The organism is Kitasatospora sp. NPDC008050 (assembly GCF_042957465.1).
Taxonomy (GTDB): Bacteria; Actinomycetota; Actinomycetes; order Streptomycetales; family Streptomycetaceae; genus Kitasatospora.
The window spans coordinates 295,165-311,161 of the sequence record NZ_JBIBIJ010000003.1; the positions used below are offsets into that span (position 1 = coordinate 295,165).

The 15,997-nt window shown below is 71.7% G+C and carries 12 protein-coding genes, 1 tRNA gene and 1 pseudogene; 5 read left to right on the forward strand and 9 right to left on the reverse strand.

The window, feature by feature from the left end:
- Nucleotides 1-324: 324 nt before the first annotated feature.
- Complete coding sequence (locus ACFZB9_RS08220; RefSeq protein ID WP_391444787.1) at nucleotides 325-882, forward strand: GNAT family N-acetyltransferase; 558 nt, start codon at nucleotides 325-327, stop codon at nucleotides 880-882.
- Nucleotides 883-1,140: 258 nt separating this feature from the next.
- Here ACFZB9_RS08220 and ACFZB9_RS08225 read toward each other — a convergent pair.
- The 3 genes and pseudogenes from ACFZB9_RS08225 to ACFZB9_RS08235 all read right to left on the reverse strand — a co-directional run.
- A pseudogene (locus ACFZB9_RS08225) lies at nucleotides 1,141-1,485 on the reverse strand (dienelactone hydrolase family protein); the annotation flags it as partial.
- Between the two features lie 275 nt (nucleotides 1,486-1,760).
- Nucleotides 1,761-1,849: transfer RNA gene (locus tag ACFZB9_RS08230), tRNA-Gln, on the reverse strand.
- 177 nt (nucleotides 1,850-2,026) lie between these two features.
- On the reverse strand, nucleotides 2,027-3,028 hold the full coding sequence (locus ACFZB9_RS08235) for an NUDIX hydrolase (protein ID WP_391444789.1): 1,002 nt from the start codon (nucleotides 3,026-3,028) through the stop codon (nucleotides 2,027-2,029).
- A 190-nt stretch (nucleotides 3,029-3,218) separates the two neighbouring features.
- Between ACFZB9_RS08235 and ACFZB9_RS08240 the strand changes: the two genes are divergently transcribed.
- From ACFZB9_RS08240 to ACFZB9_RS08250, 3 genes are read left to right on the forward strand one after another with little or no spacing between them, the layout of a single operon-like run.
- Entirely contained in the window at nucleotides 3,219-3,506 is a 288-nt protein-coding gene (locus ACFZB9_RS08240; protein WP_391444790.1) for a hypothetical protein, read from the forward strand.
- Entirely contained in the window at nucleotides 3,503-6,121 is a 2,619-nt protein-coding gene (locus tag ACFZB9_RS08245; protein WP_391444792.1) for an AAA family ATPase, read from the forward strand. The genes ACFZB9_RS08240 and ACFZB9_RS08245 overlap by 4 nt, the downstream gene beginning before the upstream one ends.
- On the forward strand, nucleotides 6,118-7,479 hold the full coding sequence (locus ACFZB9_RS08250) for a protein kinase (protein WP_391444794.1): 1,362 nt from the start codon (nucleotides 6,118-6,120) through the stop codon (nucleotides 7,477-7,479). The genes ACFZB9_RS08245 and ACFZB9_RS08250 overlap by 4 nt, the downstream gene beginning before the upstream one ends.
- A gap of 79 nt (nucleotides 7,480-7,558) precedes the next feature.
- Here ACFZB9_RS08250 and ACFZB9_RS08255 read toward each other — a convergent pair whose 3' ends face one another.
- The 4 genes from ACFZB9_RS08255 to ACFZB9_RS08270 form a co-directional block, all read right to left on the reverse strand.
- The gene (locus tag ACFZB9_RS08255; RefSeq protein ID WP_391444796.1) at nucleotides 7,559-7,774 is read right to left on the reverse strand and encodes a carotenoid oxygenase family protein; all 216 of its coding nucleotides are present in this window, start codon (nucleotides 7,772-7,774) and stop codon (nucleotides 7,559-7,561) included.
- A 12-nt stretch (nucleotides 7,775-7,786) separates the two neighbouring features.
- On the reverse strand, nucleotides 7,787-8,767 hold the full coding sequence (locus ACFZB9_RS08260) for an alpha/beta fold hydrolase (RefSeq protein ID WP_391444797.1): 981 nt from the start codon (nucleotides 8,765-8,767) through the stop codon (nucleotides 7,787-7,789).
- A gap of 178 nt (nucleotides 8,768-8,945) precedes the next feature.
- A complete protein-coding gene (locus ACFZB9_RS08265) occupies nucleotides 8,946-11,555 on the reverse strand; it encodes a collagenase (protein WP_391444799.1) in 2,610 nt (869 codons plus the stop codon).
- A gap of 141 nt (nucleotides 11,556-11,696) precedes the next feature.
- Nucleotides 11,697-12,653, reverse strand: coding sequence for a LysR family transcriptional regulator (locus tag ACFZB9_RS08270; protein ID WP_391444801.1), 957 nt, complete (start codon nucleotides 12,651-12,653; stop codon nucleotides 11,697-11,699).
- A 175-nt stretch (nucleotides 12,654-12,828) separates the two neighbouring features.
- Here ACFZB9_RS08270 and ACFZB9_RS08275 point away from each other — a divergent pair, with 175 nt between their 5' ends.
- Nucleotides 12,829-14,454: an alpha/beta hydrolase gene (locus tag ACFZB9_RS08275; RefSeq protein ID WP_391444803.1), complete on the forward strand. Its 1,626-nt coding sequence runs from the start codon at nucleotides 12,829-12,831 to the stop codon at nucleotides 14,452-14,454.
- Nucleotides 14,455-14,550: 96 nt separating this feature from the next.
- Here ACFZB9_RS08275 and ACFZB9_RS08280 read toward each other — a convergent pair whose 3' ends face one another.
- Both ACFZB9_RS08280 and ACFZB9_RS08285 read right to left on the reverse strand, forming a co-directional pair.
- Nucleotides 14,551-15,099 (reverse strand): methyltransferase family protein, encoded by a 549-nt coding sequence (locus ACFZB9_RS08280; RefSeq protein WP_391444804.1) that lies wholly within the window; start codon nucleotides 15,097-15,099, stop codon nucleotides 14,551-14,553.
- Nucleotides 15,100-15,229: 130 nt separating this feature from the next.
- A complete protein-coding gene (locus ACFZB9_RS08285) occupies nucleotides 15,230-15,994 on the reverse strand; it encodes a class I SAM-dependent methyltransferase (protein WP_391444806.1) in 765 nt (254 codons plus the stop codon).
- Nucleotides 15,995-15,997 lie beyond the last annotated feature (3 nt).

A 15,997-nucleotide genomic window follows, 5' to 3' on the forward strand; every position in this document is an offset into this window, starting at 1 on the left:
GGTCGACACGGACACCCGGCTGGTGCCGGCCGGCGCCCTGAGTCCGCACCGACTGGATCCGTTCGTTCACACCCCACCCGATGGAGGCGGAGTCCGGCTCCTGGCACGGCAGGATCCTGGCCGGCTGGGGCTCCGAACCCGACGACTTCGAGGAATCGCCCGGGGAGTGCTGAGCCGCACCAGAACCATCCCCGATAGCAGGCCACTTGACATCGGGTGACCTGACCTCGGGCGACCTGGCGGACCGCCGCTGCTCGACCGGTCCGGCACCGTCCGGAGAAATCCTGTTGCGGATGCCATCCACCCTGATGCGAGGATCCAGGGATGATCTACACCATCAAGACCGTGCGGCACGAGGACTGGCGCAAGGCCAAGGAGATCCGGCTCGCCGCGCTGCGGGACCCGATCGCCCACCTGGCCTTCCTGGAGACCCTGGAGCAGGCCGTCGCCAGGCCGGATGACGTGTGGCAGGGCCGCGCCGAGGCCTCCGCCGAGGGAACGTCGCTCCGGCAGTTCGTGGCGGAGGGCCAGGGCGGCGAGTGGCTGGGCACGATGACGGCGCGCGTCGAACTGCCCGGCGACGAAACGGTCTTCGGGGAGGCCGCGAAGGCACCGCAGACCCACGTCGTCGGCGTCTTCGTCCAGCCCGCGGCACGCGGTGCCGGCCTCGCCGAGCAGTTGTTCAGCGCCGCCCTGCAGTGGTCCTGGTCGCTCGAAGAGCCCCGCATCGAGCGGGTCCGCCTCCACGTCCACGAGGACAACCCCCGCGCCGAGGCCCTCTACCGCAAGGTCGGCTTCGAGCGCACCGGCCACACCGTCCTCGTGCCCGGCGACACCCCGTTCCATGAGATCGAGCTCGACATCCCACGGAGCCGGAGTTGATCCGGGGGGCGAGACCTTGATGGAGAGGGCCGTCACCGTGCCGGCCGGCACCACACGCAGCACGGTCGCCCTGGTGAGCACGGCCGGCGAATCCGTGTCGGTACCGGTACCGGTACCGGCGATTTGGTAGCAGCCGATCAGCTGGACGCTCCCGCCCGGGTCCGGATCGGGGCGAGGAACGAGGGGCAGGAGGATCCACCCGGCCACCGCGATCGTGCCGGCATCGAACGTTCGTGGTCCGGTTTCCGGGCCGGGGCCTCAGCCGGTGGCCAGGGTGCGGTCGAGGAGAGGGAGCAGGCGGTCCCAATGGCGCTGCAGCGCGGCGGGGTTGAAGGCGTCGGTGTCGGACATGGTGAAGCCGTGGACGGTGCCGGGGTAGATCTCGCAGGTGTGGTCGACACCTGCGGCGTCCAGGGCCCGGTTGAGCTCGCTGATCGACTTGGGTGTCATGTCGCCTTCGGCGAGGCCGAGATGGACCTGGGCGGTGATCTCGGGGAAGAGGCGGTGCGGGCTGTCGGGCGCGCCGGTGACCAGGAAGAAGGGGTGGAATCCGGCGACGGCGGCCACCCGGTCGGGGTGGGCGGCCGCGGTGGGAATGCGCAGCGTCTTGGTGGGCGTGGGTGTGGGTGTGGGCATGAACTCTCCTGTCGGGTTGATGTGTTGCGTCTGTGATCAACACGACGGAGGCGGAGCCCGCGCGGCAGCGCCGGCTCCCCGATCGAACAACGGGCCCACTCCGGCCCGCACGGTGCTCAGCGGAGCACCGGGTCACCAATCCGTGTGTGGCGCAAGGCCGTCCCGGTCGTCATGGCCGCAGAGCATAGCCCACCGGAGATGACCGGTCCACGGGGAGACTGATCGCCACTACCGGCGTCAGGCGGAGAAGGCAGGATTCGAACCTGCGTGGGCTTTCGCCCGACCGGGACCAGAGCCCCGGCCCCCGATCAACCACTCCGGGCACCTCTCCCCGGGACCGACCCGCTCGCTTCGCTGCGGTCCGTCCCTGTGCCACCAACTATCGCCCGCCGCCCTGACCCCACACTGACCCCCGGCTGACCCCGCCCGCTCCCCTCGGGCAACAAGCCGACAGCCATGGCGGTAACTGACGACAGGTCACCTCCAGCTCGGCTGGGCGGGAAGTCCGTCAGGAACGGCTGCGGAGAGCCGCATCCAGATCGCGCAGCAGTTCCCCGACGCGCCCGCCACCGGGAGGTGCCGCGGGGTATCGCCTGAGCACGTCGACGACGGCTGGTGCCGTGCGCCGACGAGCTTGCTCGATCCGCTCAGCGCCGACAGCCCGATCGCCGCCCGCCACGAGTTCGGCCGCTCTCGCCGCGTGGGCCGCTGCCCCGAGGATGTGCTTCACCTGGTGAGCGTCTGCCAGTGGATGCAGGTACGCAGCGGAGGCCGCGCACATCGCTGCTCGCGCCGCATCGCCCGCGCCCGCGGCCGCGGTGTCTGCTTCGCGGGCTGCCTTGTGCGCCGCCCACCCCGTATCGCGCAGTGGCTTCCCGCGTTCGCCACCGCGGGCGAACGTCCATGCGGCGTCGATCGCGTCACGAGGGCGCGAGTCGGCCGGGTGCGCTCTCTCGAAGATCTCCAGGACTTCCTGCGCGCTCTCAGCGGCATATCCGGTGACCTCACGCAGGTCCTGCTTGCTCAGCACGATGCGGACGTGGCCGAGGTCGATCGGCTTCGCCGGCGGGCCGTCGGTCCGCACGGCGGCGAGCAGTTCGGGCAGTTGCGGCGGCCACAGCGGTTCGGCAGCGCTGGACAGGTCATCCGGCGACCACCAGCGCCAACGGAGGATCTTGTCCGCGGCGTGCGCGGCAGCCAGGTCACCGACCGGGTCACGATGGGGGCCACGTGCGAGGAAGATGTGTTCGTGCTGCCGTACCGGGACGCCGGCCCTGGTGAAGTCGTGTTCCCACAGGCACAGCACGGTGCCGTCGAGCTGGATGTCGCTCCAGCCGGTCTCCTCGTGGAGTTCGCGCTCGGCGGCTTGCCGTGGTGTCTCGCCCGGCTCCATGCCACCGCCCGGCATCGCCCAGTGGACGCCGACTTCCTCGTTGTCGTACCGGAACAGGAACACCGCCCCGGCCGGGTCCAGCACCGCGACTCTGGCTGCTCGTCTGGGTATCCGCATCGGCTCACCCTGCCAGAGCGCGACTCCGCCGTCGACACGGGAAGCCGCCGGGGCGGATCGGCCCCGGAGGTGGCGGGACGCCGAGGTCAGGCCGAACTCCCGGTGAACGGCGGGGAAAACGATCTGTCGTAGCGGCTGGAGCTTGCATACTGGAGGGGAACAAGCGCGCGGACGAACGGGGAGGCGTCGGTTGCAGGCCAGCAGGGGTGGGGGCACGGGGGCGGGGGCGGCGTCGCGGTGGGAGGCCGGCGATGTCGTCGTTGTCGGCTATGTCGTCGATGTCGTCGAAGGCCGCTATGAGGTCCTGCGTGTGCACGAGCAGGGTGGGATGGGGCTCGTGCACCGGGTGCGGCATCGCGGGTGGGGCATCGACCTGGCGGTCAAGAGTCCCCGCCCTGAGCTGCTGCGCGACGATCGGGCCCGGGAGCGGTCCGTCGCGCAGGCCGAGTGCACCGGCGAGCGGGAGGGGAGGCTGTGACGGTCTTCGCCGACAGCGTCGTGCTCGCCCTGGCTGTGGCACGGCAGGAGGCGCGGGCGGGTGGTGCCACCCAGATCGGACCGGACCACCTGCTGCTGGGGCTGGCCGTCCTGTCCCGCTCCGACCTCACGGAGCTGCTCGACCGGCAGCACCTTGACTCCGAGGGGCGGAAGGCACTCGCCCACGACCTGCTGCGGACGCAGCGGCGGTTCCTGCTCGCAGGCGTCGACGCCCGCCAGTTCCGCCGCCGTCTGCGCACCCTCTTGGGCCTGAGCGAGCGCGTCGACCTCGTCGAGCGAGGCGAGCGAGGCGCTCGCGCCGGGGCCACACCTCGCCGGACGCAGGCGGCCCGTGAGGTCTTCGCGCGGGCGGCCGAACTGGCGGAAGCGGCCGAGGCGGACGAAGCGGATGAAGCCGCCGAAGGGACCGCCGGCGCGCACGTCACCACGGTGCATCTGCTGCAGGCGGTCCTGGAGCGGATCAGCTCGGCCGCCCGCGCGCTGTTCGCCGAATTCGGCGTCGAGGACCCGCTCGTGGCGCTCTTCCCGCAGGCTCCCGGGAGCGGACCGCAACCGGCCGAGCCCCGCCCCGCAGCCCGACCCGCAGCTCCTGCGGACGACGCCGACAACGCGCCCGCCAGGGAGGCGGCAGCCGGGAAGGCCCCCGCCCGGGAGGCGGCAGCCGCCCACCCGACGCCGCTGCTGGACCGGTTCGGCCGCGACCTGACCGCGCTGGCGCGGGCCGGAGGGCTACCGGAACTCATCGGCCGCGAGAGTCAACTCCGCACGCTGGCACGGACCCTGATCCGCCGGCACAAGCCCAACTCCGTCCTGGTCGGCGAAGCCGGTGTCGGCAAGACCAGCCTCGTGGAGGAACTCGCCCGGTGGCTCGCCTCCCGCCGCGCCCCGGAGGGTCTGGCCGGGGCTCGGGTGGTGGAGCTCTCCATGGCCGCGCTGGTCGCCGGCACCAAGTACCGGGGCGAGTTCGAGGAGCGGCTGCAGACCGTCCTGGCGGAGGCCTGCGGAGGCGGGGTGATCCTGTTCATCGACGAGGTCCACACGGTGCTCGGCGCCGGGGGCCACGGCGCCAGCGACGCGGCCAACATCCTCAAGCCGGCGCTGGCCCGCGGTGAGCTGCGCTGCATCGGAGCGACGACCCCGGCCGAGTACCGGCGGAGCATCGAGAAGGACCCGGCCCTGCAGCGCCGCTTCGAGGTGATCTGGCTGGAGGAGCCCACCCGATCGGAGGCCATCGCCATCGTCCGCGGGGCCGCGCGCTCGCTCGCCGACCACCACGACGTCACCATCGAGCCGGCGGCGGTGACGGCCGCCGTGGACCTCACCATCCGCTACCTGCCCGAACAGCGCCTGCCCGACAAGGCGATCGACGTCCTGGACCAGGCCTGTGCCGCGGCGCGGATCCGAACGCTCGCGCCCGAGGCGCCGGCCGATCGCCCCGTCCCCGACGGCGGGTCACGGGTCGGGCCCGCCCAGGTGAGCGCCGTGGTCGCCCGGCGGGCGAAGCTGCCCCTGGAGAAGGTCGGCGCCGACGAGGTGCAGCGACTGCTCCACATGGAGGAGGAGCTGCGCACCCGGGTCATCGGGCAGGACGCCGCCGTCGCCGCCGTCGCCGCGGCGGTCCGCACCGCGCGCAGCGGACTCGCCGACCCGCGACGCCCGCTGGGTGTCTTCCTCTTCGCCGGTCCCACGGGCACCGGCAAGACCGAACTGGCAAAGGCCCTGGCGGAGTTCCTGTTCGGCGACGAGCGGCGTCTGATCCGCATCGACATGTCCGAGTACAAGGAGCGGTATTCGATCAGCCGGTTGCTCGGCGCACCGCCCGGCTACCTCGGCCACGACCGGGACGGGCAGCTCAGCGGCCCGCTGCGCGACCACCCGCACAGCGTCGTCCTGTTCGACGAGGTGGAGAAGGCACATCCCGAGGTCCTCGACCTGTTCCTGCAGATCTTCGACGAGGGCACCCTGACCGACTCCCACGGGCGCCGGGTGCCGTTCAACGACGCCGTGGTGATCCTCACCTCCAACCTCGGCGCCGCACCGCCCCGCGAACCCGACCGGCGCACCCTCGGCTTCACTCCGGCGGCACCGCCACCGCGGGCCCCGGCTGCGGTACCGAGCCCAACCCCCGCCGCAACCCCGGCTCCGGCCCCAACCCCAGCAGCACCGCAGGACCCCGCAGGACACGAGCGGGTCCTGGCGGCGCTGCGCGAGCGGCTGCGGCCCGAACTGCTGGGCCGCATCCGCCAGGTCGTCGTCTTCGATCCACTCGACGACGCGGCGACGACCCGGATCCTCGACAAGGTCATCGGCCAGGTGCAGGCGCGGCTCACCGACCGCTCCCTCGCGCTGGCCCTCTCCCCCGCCGCCCGCGAGCTGCTGCTGCGCCACGGCCGTGCGAGCGGCCGAGCCGGCGCACGCGGTCTCGAACAGGCCGTCGACCGGCTCCTGGTCCAGCCGCTCGGCCGCGCGCTGCTGGCCGACGAGCGCCTCACCCCGGGCGCGACCGTCCGGGTGGACAGGACGGGCGACACCCTGACCTTCACCGTCGCGCCCGCGACGGCGATCCGAACGGATGAGGAGAGCTCCGCCCGATGACCCGACCGGCCTCCGTGACGCTCACCGTCGTCAAAGGGCAGCTCGAACCCGCCGAGTTCGTCTTCGAGGAGCGGACGACCTGCCTGATCGGCCGAGCGAGCGACTGCCGCCCGAAGCTGCCGAGCGACGCCCACCACGACACCGTCTCCCGCCACCACTGCCTGCTGGACATCAACCCGCCCGACGCCTGCGTGCGGGACTTCGGCAGCCGCAACGGCACCTACCTGAACAACCGGAAGATCGGGCAGCGGGAGGAGCACCAGACCCCGGAGGAGGGCGCCGCCACCGCCTTCCCCGAGCACACCCTCAGCGACGGCGACGAGATCAGGATCGGCGACACCGTCTTCCGGGTGAGTATCCGGGCCGAACAGGGCAGCCCCTCGGTGCTGCGCTGCGTCCAGTGCGGACGCGAGGACAGCGCGGAGCTCAACGCCCGCGCGGGCGAGCACCTCTGCGCGAACTGCCGCACCGATCCGCAGGCCGCGGCCGAACTCCTGCTCGACCTCGCGCGCTCATCCGACCCCGCGCTCGCCGGGATCACCGGCTACACCCTGCTGCGCGAGCTGGGCCGCGGCGGCATGGGCGCCGTCTACCTGGCACGGCAGCAGGCCACCGGACGCGAGGTGGCGCTGAAGGTGATGCTGCCGAAGGTCGCCACCAACCAGGTCGCCCGGGCCCGCTTCCTGCGCGAGGTGGTCATCACCCAGGACCTGCGGCACCCCAACATCGCCACCCTCCACGACGCGGGCTTCGCCGGCGGGACGTTCTACCTGACCACCGAGTTCTGCCCGGATGGCAGCCTCGACCAACTCGTGGCGCGCCGCGGCGGCCGCCTGCCCGTCGACGAGGCGGTCCGGCTCTTCGCCCAGGCGCTGGAGGGCCTCGCCCACGCGCACGACCGCTCCGTCGTCCACCGCGACCTCAGCCCCGCCAACATCCTGCTGCACCGGGAGGCCGACGGCAGCCTGACCGCGAAGATCAGCGACTTCGGCATCGCCAAGGCCTTCGACATGGCCGGCCTCAGCGGGCTGACCCTCACCGGAGCCACGGCCGGCAAACCCAGCTTCGTGCCGCGCCAGCAGATCGTCGACTTCCGCCAGGCCACCCCCGCCATGGACCTGTGGTCCCTCGCCGCCAGCCTCTACTGGACGCTGACGGGCCGGGTCCCCCGCGAATTCCCGGCGAAGCAGGACCCCTGGCTGGCCGTGCTCCGCTCCCCCGCGGTGCCCATCCGCGAGCGGGCCCCGGAACTGCCCGGCCCACTGGCCGAGGTGATCGACCGGGCGCTCACCGAGCAGCCCCGGATCGGCTTCGAGCACGCCGCCGAGCTGCGCCGCGCGCTGCTGGCCGCGGTGTGATCCGCGGAGCTCGCCGAGGGACCGACAGGCGGACAGGCCTGATGCCCTTCCCGGCCGTCGGGAAGGGCATCGGAACACCTCAGGAGTGGTCGGGGACCCAGGAGCCGTGGATACCTGCGGTCACCCGCCGGGGCAGGTGGACGGTGGCGATCCGGTCGAGGCCGGAGGCGTCGAGGACCAGCGGCTGGGAGGCGTCCTGCTTGAGGTCGGAAACGACGGTGAGCAGGTGGCCGTCGTCCTCGCGGGTGGCTCCGGCGGCGGCGCGGTCGCCGGGCCGGACGCACCGGTCAGCCACCACGAACCCTGTTCAGGACGGTAGGGAGGCGAGCCAGTCGGTCAGTTGCCGGTTGACCTCGGCGGGGCGTTCCTGCTGGATCCAGTGGCCGCAGCCGTCGAGGAGGTGGGAGGAGCGCAGGCCGGGCAGGGTGGCGGGGTGGGCCGCGATCGCGTCGGCCAGCCAGGTGGTCGAGGCATCGCGGCTGCCGCCGATGAACAGGGCGGGCTGGGTGACGGGGGCACCGTCGAAGTCGGCGAGGTCCTCCCAGTCCCGGTCCATGTTCCGGTAGCGGGCCAGCGCCCCGGTCAGGCCGGTTCGCTCGAACTCCCCCGCGTAGACGTCGAGTTCCGCCTCGCTGAGCCAGCCGGGCCGGCGTCCGGCGGGAAAGCGGTCACGCAGTGTCCCGCCACGGCTGACGAAGTGCGGATCGGGTTCGCCGGCCGCCGGCATGGTGTCGGCGGACAGCGCGGCGTAGAAGCCCGCGAGCCAGCCGCGCACGTCGGGTTCGATCTCGGCCTCGGCCCGGCCCGGCTCCTGGAAGTAGGAGACGTAGAACTCCTCGTCGCCGCCCAGCTGCGCGAAGACCTCGCTGGGCCTCGGTCCACCCCGCGGCAGGTACGGAACGCTCAGCAGCCCCACCGCGCGGAAGACATCCGGCCTGAGCAGGGCGGAGTTGGCGGCGATGGTCGAGCCCCAGTCGTGGCCGACGATCACGGCGGACCGCTCCCCCAGGGCGTGCACCACCGCGGCGTTGTCCTCGACCAGGTCGAGCATCCGGTACGCGGCCGTATCCTCGGGCTTGGCGGAACGCCCGTACCCGCGCACGTCGATGGCGACCGCGCGGTACCCGGCCGCGGCCAGTACGGGCAGCTGGTGGCGCCAGGAGTACCAGGACTCCGGGAACCCGTGCACCAGCAGGACCAGCGGCCCGGTGCCCTGCTCCACCAGGTGGATCCGGCCGGCCGGCGAGGGGACCAGCCGGTGGGTGACGCCCGTGGTCTGCGGTGACATGAGTCCTCCTGGGTTCTCGCTCTGCCGTGCGGCCGGTCCGGGCCGGTGACGCGCCGTTCGCCGGCTCGCTGCCGATCCGGCTCGCTGCCCATGATGGTGCGCGCGGGGCACGGCGAGCGAGACTTGTTGCCAGTTCGGCAAGTGGAGCCCAGGAGGGCTCAGAGGGTCCGCCAGCGGCTCAGTACTGCGTGGTCACGGTGACTCCGCTGAACGTGGTGTCGGCGTACAGGCTGAGGTACCGGTAGCCCGCGGTCGTGTTGGTGACGGTGAGGCTCTGGGCGGTGCCGGAGTCGGTCGACTCGGCGGTGTAGGTGGTGTTGGTGGCCCAGGTGGTGGGGTCGTAGTACAGGTAGGCGGTCCCGGTGCCGCCGGTCGTGGTGACCTTGAGCGTGGTCGTCCCGGCCGGCAGGTAGATCCACAGGTAGTCCAGGTTCCCCGCCGTCGCGGACTGGTTCGCCCGGGAGCAGTTCTGGTCCATCTGCTGGGGGTTGGCGGCCGTGCAGGCGCTGACGGCGCCGACGGCCACCGGCTGGGAGGTGCTGGACGTCTTCCCGTTGCTGTCGGTCACGGTGAGCGTGACGCTGTAGGTTCCGGCCGCGGTGTAGCTGTGCGAGGGGTTCTGGGTGGTGGTGGTCGCCCCGTCACCGAAGGTCCAGGACCAGCCGGTGATGCTGCCGCTGCCCGACTCGGTGGAACGGTCGGTGAATTGGGCGCTCAGCCCGGTGAGTGCCGCACCGAAGGCGGCTGTCGGCGTTCCCGACGTGCTGCCGCCCGCGATGGAGTCGAGCCAGGTGTTGAAGTCGGCGTCGTAGCGGGTGCCGATGGTGGTGGCGTAGTAGTCGTAGGCGGCGGTGTAGTTGCCGACCCGGAAGTCGCCCAGGATCGTCTGCAGGTCGGCGGGGTGCTGTTCGAGCATGTAGCGCACCGCCAGGTAGCTCCAGGGGAAGACCCGGTCGTCGTTGCTGTTGGCGTAGGTGGTCTGCCACAGGGTGCTCAGGGGGTAGGTGTGCTGTCCGGCGTCGGTCACCGCGTCGGTGTCGGGCAGGCCCCGGTAGCTGTAGGTGAGGTAGCCGGAAATGCCCTCGATCCACCAGATGTTGGGCTCCGTCTCCATCTGCTCCCAGGTGCCCATGGTGTCGTAGCGCGCGTCCAGGAAGTGCGTGTACTCGTAGTTGAGGTTCCAGATGTTGTCCGTGTAGCCGTCGGGGCCGGGGTCCTGGTAGAGGATGGAGTAGTCCTGGTTGCCCGGCGTGGACGGGGTGCCGTACAGGGTGATGCCGCCGTTGTCCGTGGTGACGCCGTAGATCACCGGCGCGTAGATCTCGTAGTCGAGGGAGCTGGCGAACACGACGATGTTGTCCGTGTCGTTGTACTGGTTGGGGATCGGGCCGTTGTCCTTGACCACACCCTGGAAGTACGCGTCCTGGCCCGCGAGTTCGGTGCAGGCCGCGTCGAGCTGGGCGGCGCTGAGCGACTGAGCCAGGATGGTGATCTCGGTGTTGCAGGGGTGCGTGGTCGGCAGTGCCGCCGCGGTCGCCTGGGCCGCCAGGTTGCAGACGCCGTAGTACGAGCAGTCGGCCGCGTCGAATCCGTCGGCCTGCTGCGCGACGTCGATCCACAGCGCGGCGGTCGGGCCGGAGATCGCCGAGGCCTGCAACAGGCCCAGCATCAGCGGCCGCACCTTGGCCTGGAGCGCGGGGAACTGGACATAGGTGGCGAGGTCGTTGCCGGCGTCGGCGACCATGAACGTGTTGTTCCCGCCGAGCATGGCGGTGTGGCCGAGTGCGTAGCCGGAGAGCGTGTCGATGACGCTCGGGTCCGCGGTCAGCGCGGTGACGAAGGCGGGGTTGTACTGTCCGCGCCACAGCGGGTTGTAGACGTCGTAGACGGCGGCGTCCATGCTGCTGTAGGCGTCCCAGGAGCTGCTGTACGCGGTGAGGATCCGCTGGTAGACGCTCAGGTAGTCGCCCTGCAGGTTCGCGCTGTCGGTGAGGATCACGGCATCGCCCAGCACGTCGCCGTTGTCCGCCGAGACGTCGGTGCTCCGCGCGTCGGCGAAGAAGGCGGCGAGGGCGCTCTGGACGTCCGTCGACAGGGTCGCGTCGTAGGAGCCGACATCGGTCGGGTCGTTGTACTGGACGTAGTATCCGGCGCGCAGGTACAGGATGAGCTGCCAGATGCCGGCCGAGTCGTTCCCCGCGTAGTTGGAGGCCAGGCTCTGGTAGGCCTGGGCGACGGGGATCAGCTGTGCTTCCTTGAACACCTCCTGCGCGTTGCTGCCGGTGATCGTGAACAGCGAGTTGATGCAGCCGGTGGTCGAGTTCTCGATGTAGGAGGCCAGCGCCGAGCCGGTCAGGGCGCCGAAGTCGGCGGGGGTGCAGGACTGCGCGGCAGCGGGCTTCGTCGCCTTCGGGAGCTTCGTGGTCTGCGTGGTCTTCGGGGGCTGCGGGTTCGCCGGGGTCTGCGCGGCGGTGGGGCGGCGCGGCGGGAGCTGGGCGGCGCCGAGCCGGCCGTACTGGACGGCGGCCGCGTCGGTCCCGCCGACGACGGCCCCCATGGGCGCGGGCCGGGCCGGGTGCTGCGAACCGCTGACGCGCGGGAGGGGGGTCGTCGAACCGGTCGCGGCGAAAGCCGGCGCGGTCGACAGACCGATGAGCATGGCGAGTGTCGCGGTGCCCGCCGCCAGGAACGTGGGCAGGCGCTCGGACAGGCGCTCGGGCAGGCGCTCGGGCAGGATTCCGGTCGGGATTCCGGTCGGGATTCCGGGCAGGATGGATCGATGGCGCATCGCTGCTCCTTCGGTGGCGATGTCCGCTTCACGAATCGTGCGGGAAACGTGTGACGCACCGTCTCACCGCGTGACCGCCCGAACAATGCGGACAGGAACAGCGATTGAAATGTCCTTGCCACAACATCCGTGGCCGTGCCTTTACGGAAACGTCCCGCGGCTGGTGCGCGCCGCCCAGGCCTGAAGGTGCGGCGCCCGCGCGATCAGATCGCGGTAGGAGGCGGAGGCCGAGCCGAGGAGCGCGGCCACGACCTCCTCGGCGACGGTCTCCTTGCGCCAGGCCAGCAGGTAGCGGCACCACAGGGGCGTACCGATCAGGGGCTTGACGATGACGCTGGGGATCGGCCGGATCGTCGCCTGCACCAGCGAGACGCCGAGACCCTCGGCGATCATGCTCAGCAACTGCAGCCGGTCGCCGAGGAATTCGTGCGCCACCACCGGGGCGAACCCGGCCGCCTCGCAGGCCGCGTAGAAGACGCCCGGCCAGCCGGCGCCGTCGTCGGGGGTGAGGAACCAGGGGTCCTCGGCCAGGTCGGCGAGCGCGACCTCCGCGCGGTGCCTGAGCCGGTGGCCCGCGGGCAGCGCGACGAACGAGGGCTCGGTGACGATCCCGCGATGCTCGACGGCGCCGGAGTGCCGCAGTTCCAGCCCCGGGTAGTCCACCCCGATCGCGGCGTCGAGGCCGCCCCGCTCCAGGAGTTGGACCATCTGGGAGGAGGCGTAGACGCTGCTCACGGTCAGGGTCAGATCGGGCAGCTCGGTGCGCACCCGCCCGACCATGCCGGACAGGATCGGGGAGTTGGTGGCGGCCAGCCGCAGCACCGGTCGTGGCGCCGCGTCCGCGGCCGGTCGCCGTCCGACGGCCTCGGCCCGGGCCAGCACGTCGCGGGCCCGGGCGACGACCTCCACGCCGTACCGGGTCGGCCGCACGCCCACCGTGCTGCGTTCGAACAGCGGCTCGCCGAAGTGGAGTTCGATCCGGCGCAGCTGCGTGCTCATCGCCTGCTGCGAGCACCCGAGCCGGGCGGCGGCCCGCCCCATGCTCCCCGCGTCCGCGATCGCGCACAGTGCCCGTAGGTGTCGAAGCTCCAGCTCCATCCGCGCTCCCCGGCGTCCTCGCTGTGGCTCGAGTGGTCGACTCGCATGGTAGCCGGGGGCGTTGCGGGACGGGATGGTGACGGCTGCGACGCCGTGAACGCCCATGGGGCAACGGATTGATAACGGATAGTCGGCTGACTGGAGGTGATATTGCACATGTCACATGATGCTTCTCATGAGAAAACTGATCGCCCTGATCTCGGCGGCCGCAGCTGTCGCCGCCCTCGGGGGAGCCTCGACGGGCGTCACGCCCGCCTCCGCCTCCGCACCCTCGGCCGCGGCGGAGGACACCGGGCAGGGCAAGCTCGTCTGGAGCTCCTGCAACGACGCCACCACCCCCGCGCTGCAGTGCGCGATGCTCGACGTACCGCTGGACTACGCGCACCCCAACGGCACCAAGATCAAGATCAAGGTGAACCGGCTGCCGGCGACCGCGCCCAAGGACAAGCAGCAGGGGCCGATCCTGCTGAACCCCGGCGGGCCCGGCGACTCCGGCCTGTGGATGCCCGCGTACATCGCCGGCCAGGTCCCCAAGGACGTCGCCTCGACCTACGACTGGATCGGCTTCGACCCGCGCGGCACCAACGCCAGCGACCCCCATGTCACCTGCGACGCGCACTACTTCGACGGCGAGCGGCCCGACTACCAGGTCAGCCAGGGCACTTCACAGGCGTGGCTGGAGAAGTCGGCCACCTACGCGGCCGACTGCGCCGCGAAGTGGAGCTGGATCCTGCCGCACATGACCACGGTCGACAACGCGCGCGACATGGACAGCATCAGGCGCGCCCTCGGTGCCCAGCAGATCAACTTCTACGGCGGCTCCTGGGGCACCTCACTGGGCTCGACCTACGGCCAGCTGTTCCCCTCGCACGTCCGCCGGATGGTGCTGGACAGCATCGTCGGCCCGAGCATCAGCTGGTACGACCACAACATCCTGCAGGACAAGGAACACCAGCGCCGCTTCGACGCGTTCGCGGCCTGGACCGCCAAGGCCGACTCGACCTACCACCTCGGCACCGACGCGGCCACCGTGGAGAAGGAGTACAACCAGGTCGAGGCCGCGTTGCGCACCGATCCGGTGGACGCCGCACCGGCCCCGGGCAAGATCGGACCGGCCGAGTTCGAGGACACCTTCTACGGCGGCGGCTACAACTTCCTGCGCTGGCCGCGGATGGCGACCGTGCTGTCGGCCTACCTCACCAAGCACGACACCCGCCCGCTGAACATCGCCTACAACCTGTACGCGGCCCCGGGCCCGGACGACGGCACGTTCCCGGCGTACAACGCCGTCCAGTGCTCCGAGAACAACTGGCCGCGCGACTGGAACTTCTGGCAGCAGGACCAGGCCAAGGTCAACGCCGTCGCCCCCTTCTACACCTACAACAACATGTGGTACAACGCCGCTTGCATGTTCTGGCCCTCCCAGGGCGACCCGGCCGGGCGGCTGAAGATCACCGGCAAGGGCCTGCCACCGGTCCTGCTCTTCCAGGCCACCGAGGATCCGGCCACGCCCTACCAGGGCGGCATCGCCATGCACCAGGCGCTGCCCGGCTCCAAGCTGGTCGTCCAGACCGGCGGCAGCTTCCACGAGATCCTCTTCCACGGCGACGCCTGCCTGGACGACACCTTCACCGCCTACCTGCGGGACGGCAGCCTGCCCACCGGCAAGGGCCTCATCGCCAAGACCTGCGCCCCCGAGCCCGACCCCGCCCCGGTGTACGTGAACCCGCCCACCAGCACCGAGAAGGCCCAGGCCACCCTCCCGGCCACCGACCCCGAAGCCGTTCACGGCGACCTGTAGAGCGGCGGCCCGCACGGCACCTGCGGGCCCAGGGCCCAGCACCTGCGGTCCCGGGGCCGCTGCCACGCCGGCAGCGGCCCCGGGACCGCCCCGCTGTCAGAGGACGAACGGGATCAGCATCTTGGTCGACCGCTGGTACTCCGGGTACGCGTCGGGGAAGCGCTCCGTCAGGTAGCGCTCCTCCATCACGGCGCTGTAGACGAAATATCCGCCGAGCACCGCGGCCGGCACCAGCCAGTACAGGCTGACCGCGACCCCCGTGCCGATCATCGCGAGCAGGACCCCGGAGTAGATGGGGTGACGGATGGTCCGGTACGGGCCGGTCGTCACCAGCTCCGGATCGGCCTTGTGGGTCATGGGCATGCCCCAGTTGCGGCCGATGTTCAGCCTGGCCCAGACGGCCAGCGCCAGTCCCAGCAGGAACAGGACCAGGCCGACGCCCTCCAGCCACGGATCGCGGTTGACCCCGAGGCCCCGCAGCGCCCGGGTGCGCAGCACCACCACGGCGGCGATCAGGATCACCAACCGGACGAGCGCACCGCGACGCCACGCGACGGTCCCCTGTTTCACGCCGAAGGAGGCCAGCAGCCAGTAGACCCAGAACAGGGCCCAGCCGACCAGGATGACACCGCCGACGACCTTCATGAGCCCCTGCTCCCGGCTGCTCGGACCTTCTCCCCCCAGCGTAGGCGTTGCCCGGCGCCGTGGGGCCTGCCCGCCGGACACCGCTGCCCCGCCGGGGTTCGTGTCGGCGCACCGCCACCCGGGGCTCGCGTCAGCGCACCGCCACCAGCACGCAGCTGTCGCCACAGCGCCACACCGTTCCGACCTCCCGGAACCCGCCCTCCCTCAGCAACTGCTCGTGCTCGCGCACCGAGAGCCCGTTGCCCTCGCCGCTCGCGGGGGCCGGCCGCAGCTCGCGGGCCGCCAGCAGCTCGGCGAACTCGGGGACCCGGCGCACCTCGGCCCACCAACGCGCCCAGTCCTCACCGCCGCCGGTGCCCTGGCGCTGCTCGCGGGCACGGCCGACGGCGGCGGTGAGGCGAGCGAGGACGGGGTCGGCCGGCGCGAGGTGATCGCCGTTGACCAGGACGCCACCGGGCCGCAGCACGGCGGCCAGCTCGCGGTAGATCTCCCGCAGCCGTGCCGGCTCCGGGTAGTGCAGGGCCGTGGTGGAGACGACCGCGTCCACCGGCCCGTCCAGCTCCAGGTCCAGCTCGGCGAGCCAGCCGTCCTCGCCGATCAGTACCTCGACGTAGCGGGCGGCGTCCGGCGCGTGGGTGCGGCCGAGTTCCAGCAGCAGCGGGTCGACGTCCACCGCGAGGATCCGTGCCCGCGGCAGGCGGGCGGCGATCCGGTGGGCGAGCGAGCCGGGGCCGCTGCCGAGGTCCACGACCAAGGGCTCCGCCTGCCCCTGGGTCACCGACTCGACCACGTCGGCGATCACCGTGAACCGCTCCTCGCGGTCCACCGCGTACCGCTCCTGCTGACGCTCCCAGCGACGCACCCAGGTCTCCGCCAGCGCCGTACCGACACCCATGTA

Excerpts from the sequence above, each read along its gene's own strand:
- ACFZB9_RS08260 (WP_391444797.1), bottom strand. The coding sequence starts at position 8,767 with ATGTCACCGCAGACCACGGGCGTCACCCACCGGCTGGTCCCCTCGCCG.
- ACFZB9_RS08220 (WP_391444787.1), top strand. The coding sequence starts at position 325 with ATGATCTACACCATCAAGACCGTGCGGCACGAGGACTGGCGCAAGGCC.
- ACFZB9_RS08275 (WP_391444803.1), top strand. The coding sequence starts at position 12,829 with ATGAGAAAACTGATCGCCCTGATCTCGGCGGCCGCAGCTGTCGCCGCC.
- ACFZB9_RS08235 (WP_391444789.1), bottom strand. The coding sequence starts at position 3,028 with ATGCGGATACCCAGACGAGCAGCCAGAGTCGCGGTGCTGGACCCGGCC.
- ACFZB9_RS08280 (WP_391444804.1), bottom strand. The coding sequence starts at position 15,099 with ATGAAGGTCGTCGGCGGTGTCATCCTGGTCGGCTGGGCCCTGTTCTGG.
- ACFZB9_RS08250 (WP_391444794.1), top strand. The coding sequence starts at position 6,118 with ATGACCCGACCGGCCTCCGTGACGCTCACCGTCGTCAAAGGGCAGCTC.
- ACFZB9_RS08270 (WP_391444801.1), bottom strand. The coding sequence starts at position 12,653 with ATGGAGCTGGAGCTTCGACACCTACGGGCACTGTGCGCGATCGCGGAC.
- ACFZB9_RS08285 (WP_391444806.1), bottom strand. The coding sequence starts at position 15,994 with ATGGGTGTCGGTACGGCGCTGGCGGAGACCTGGGTGCGTCGCTGGGAG.
- ACFZB9_RS08265 (WP_391444799.1), bottom strand. The coding sequence starts at position 11,555 with ATGCGCCATCGATCCATCCTGCCCGGAATCCCGACCGGAATCCCGACC.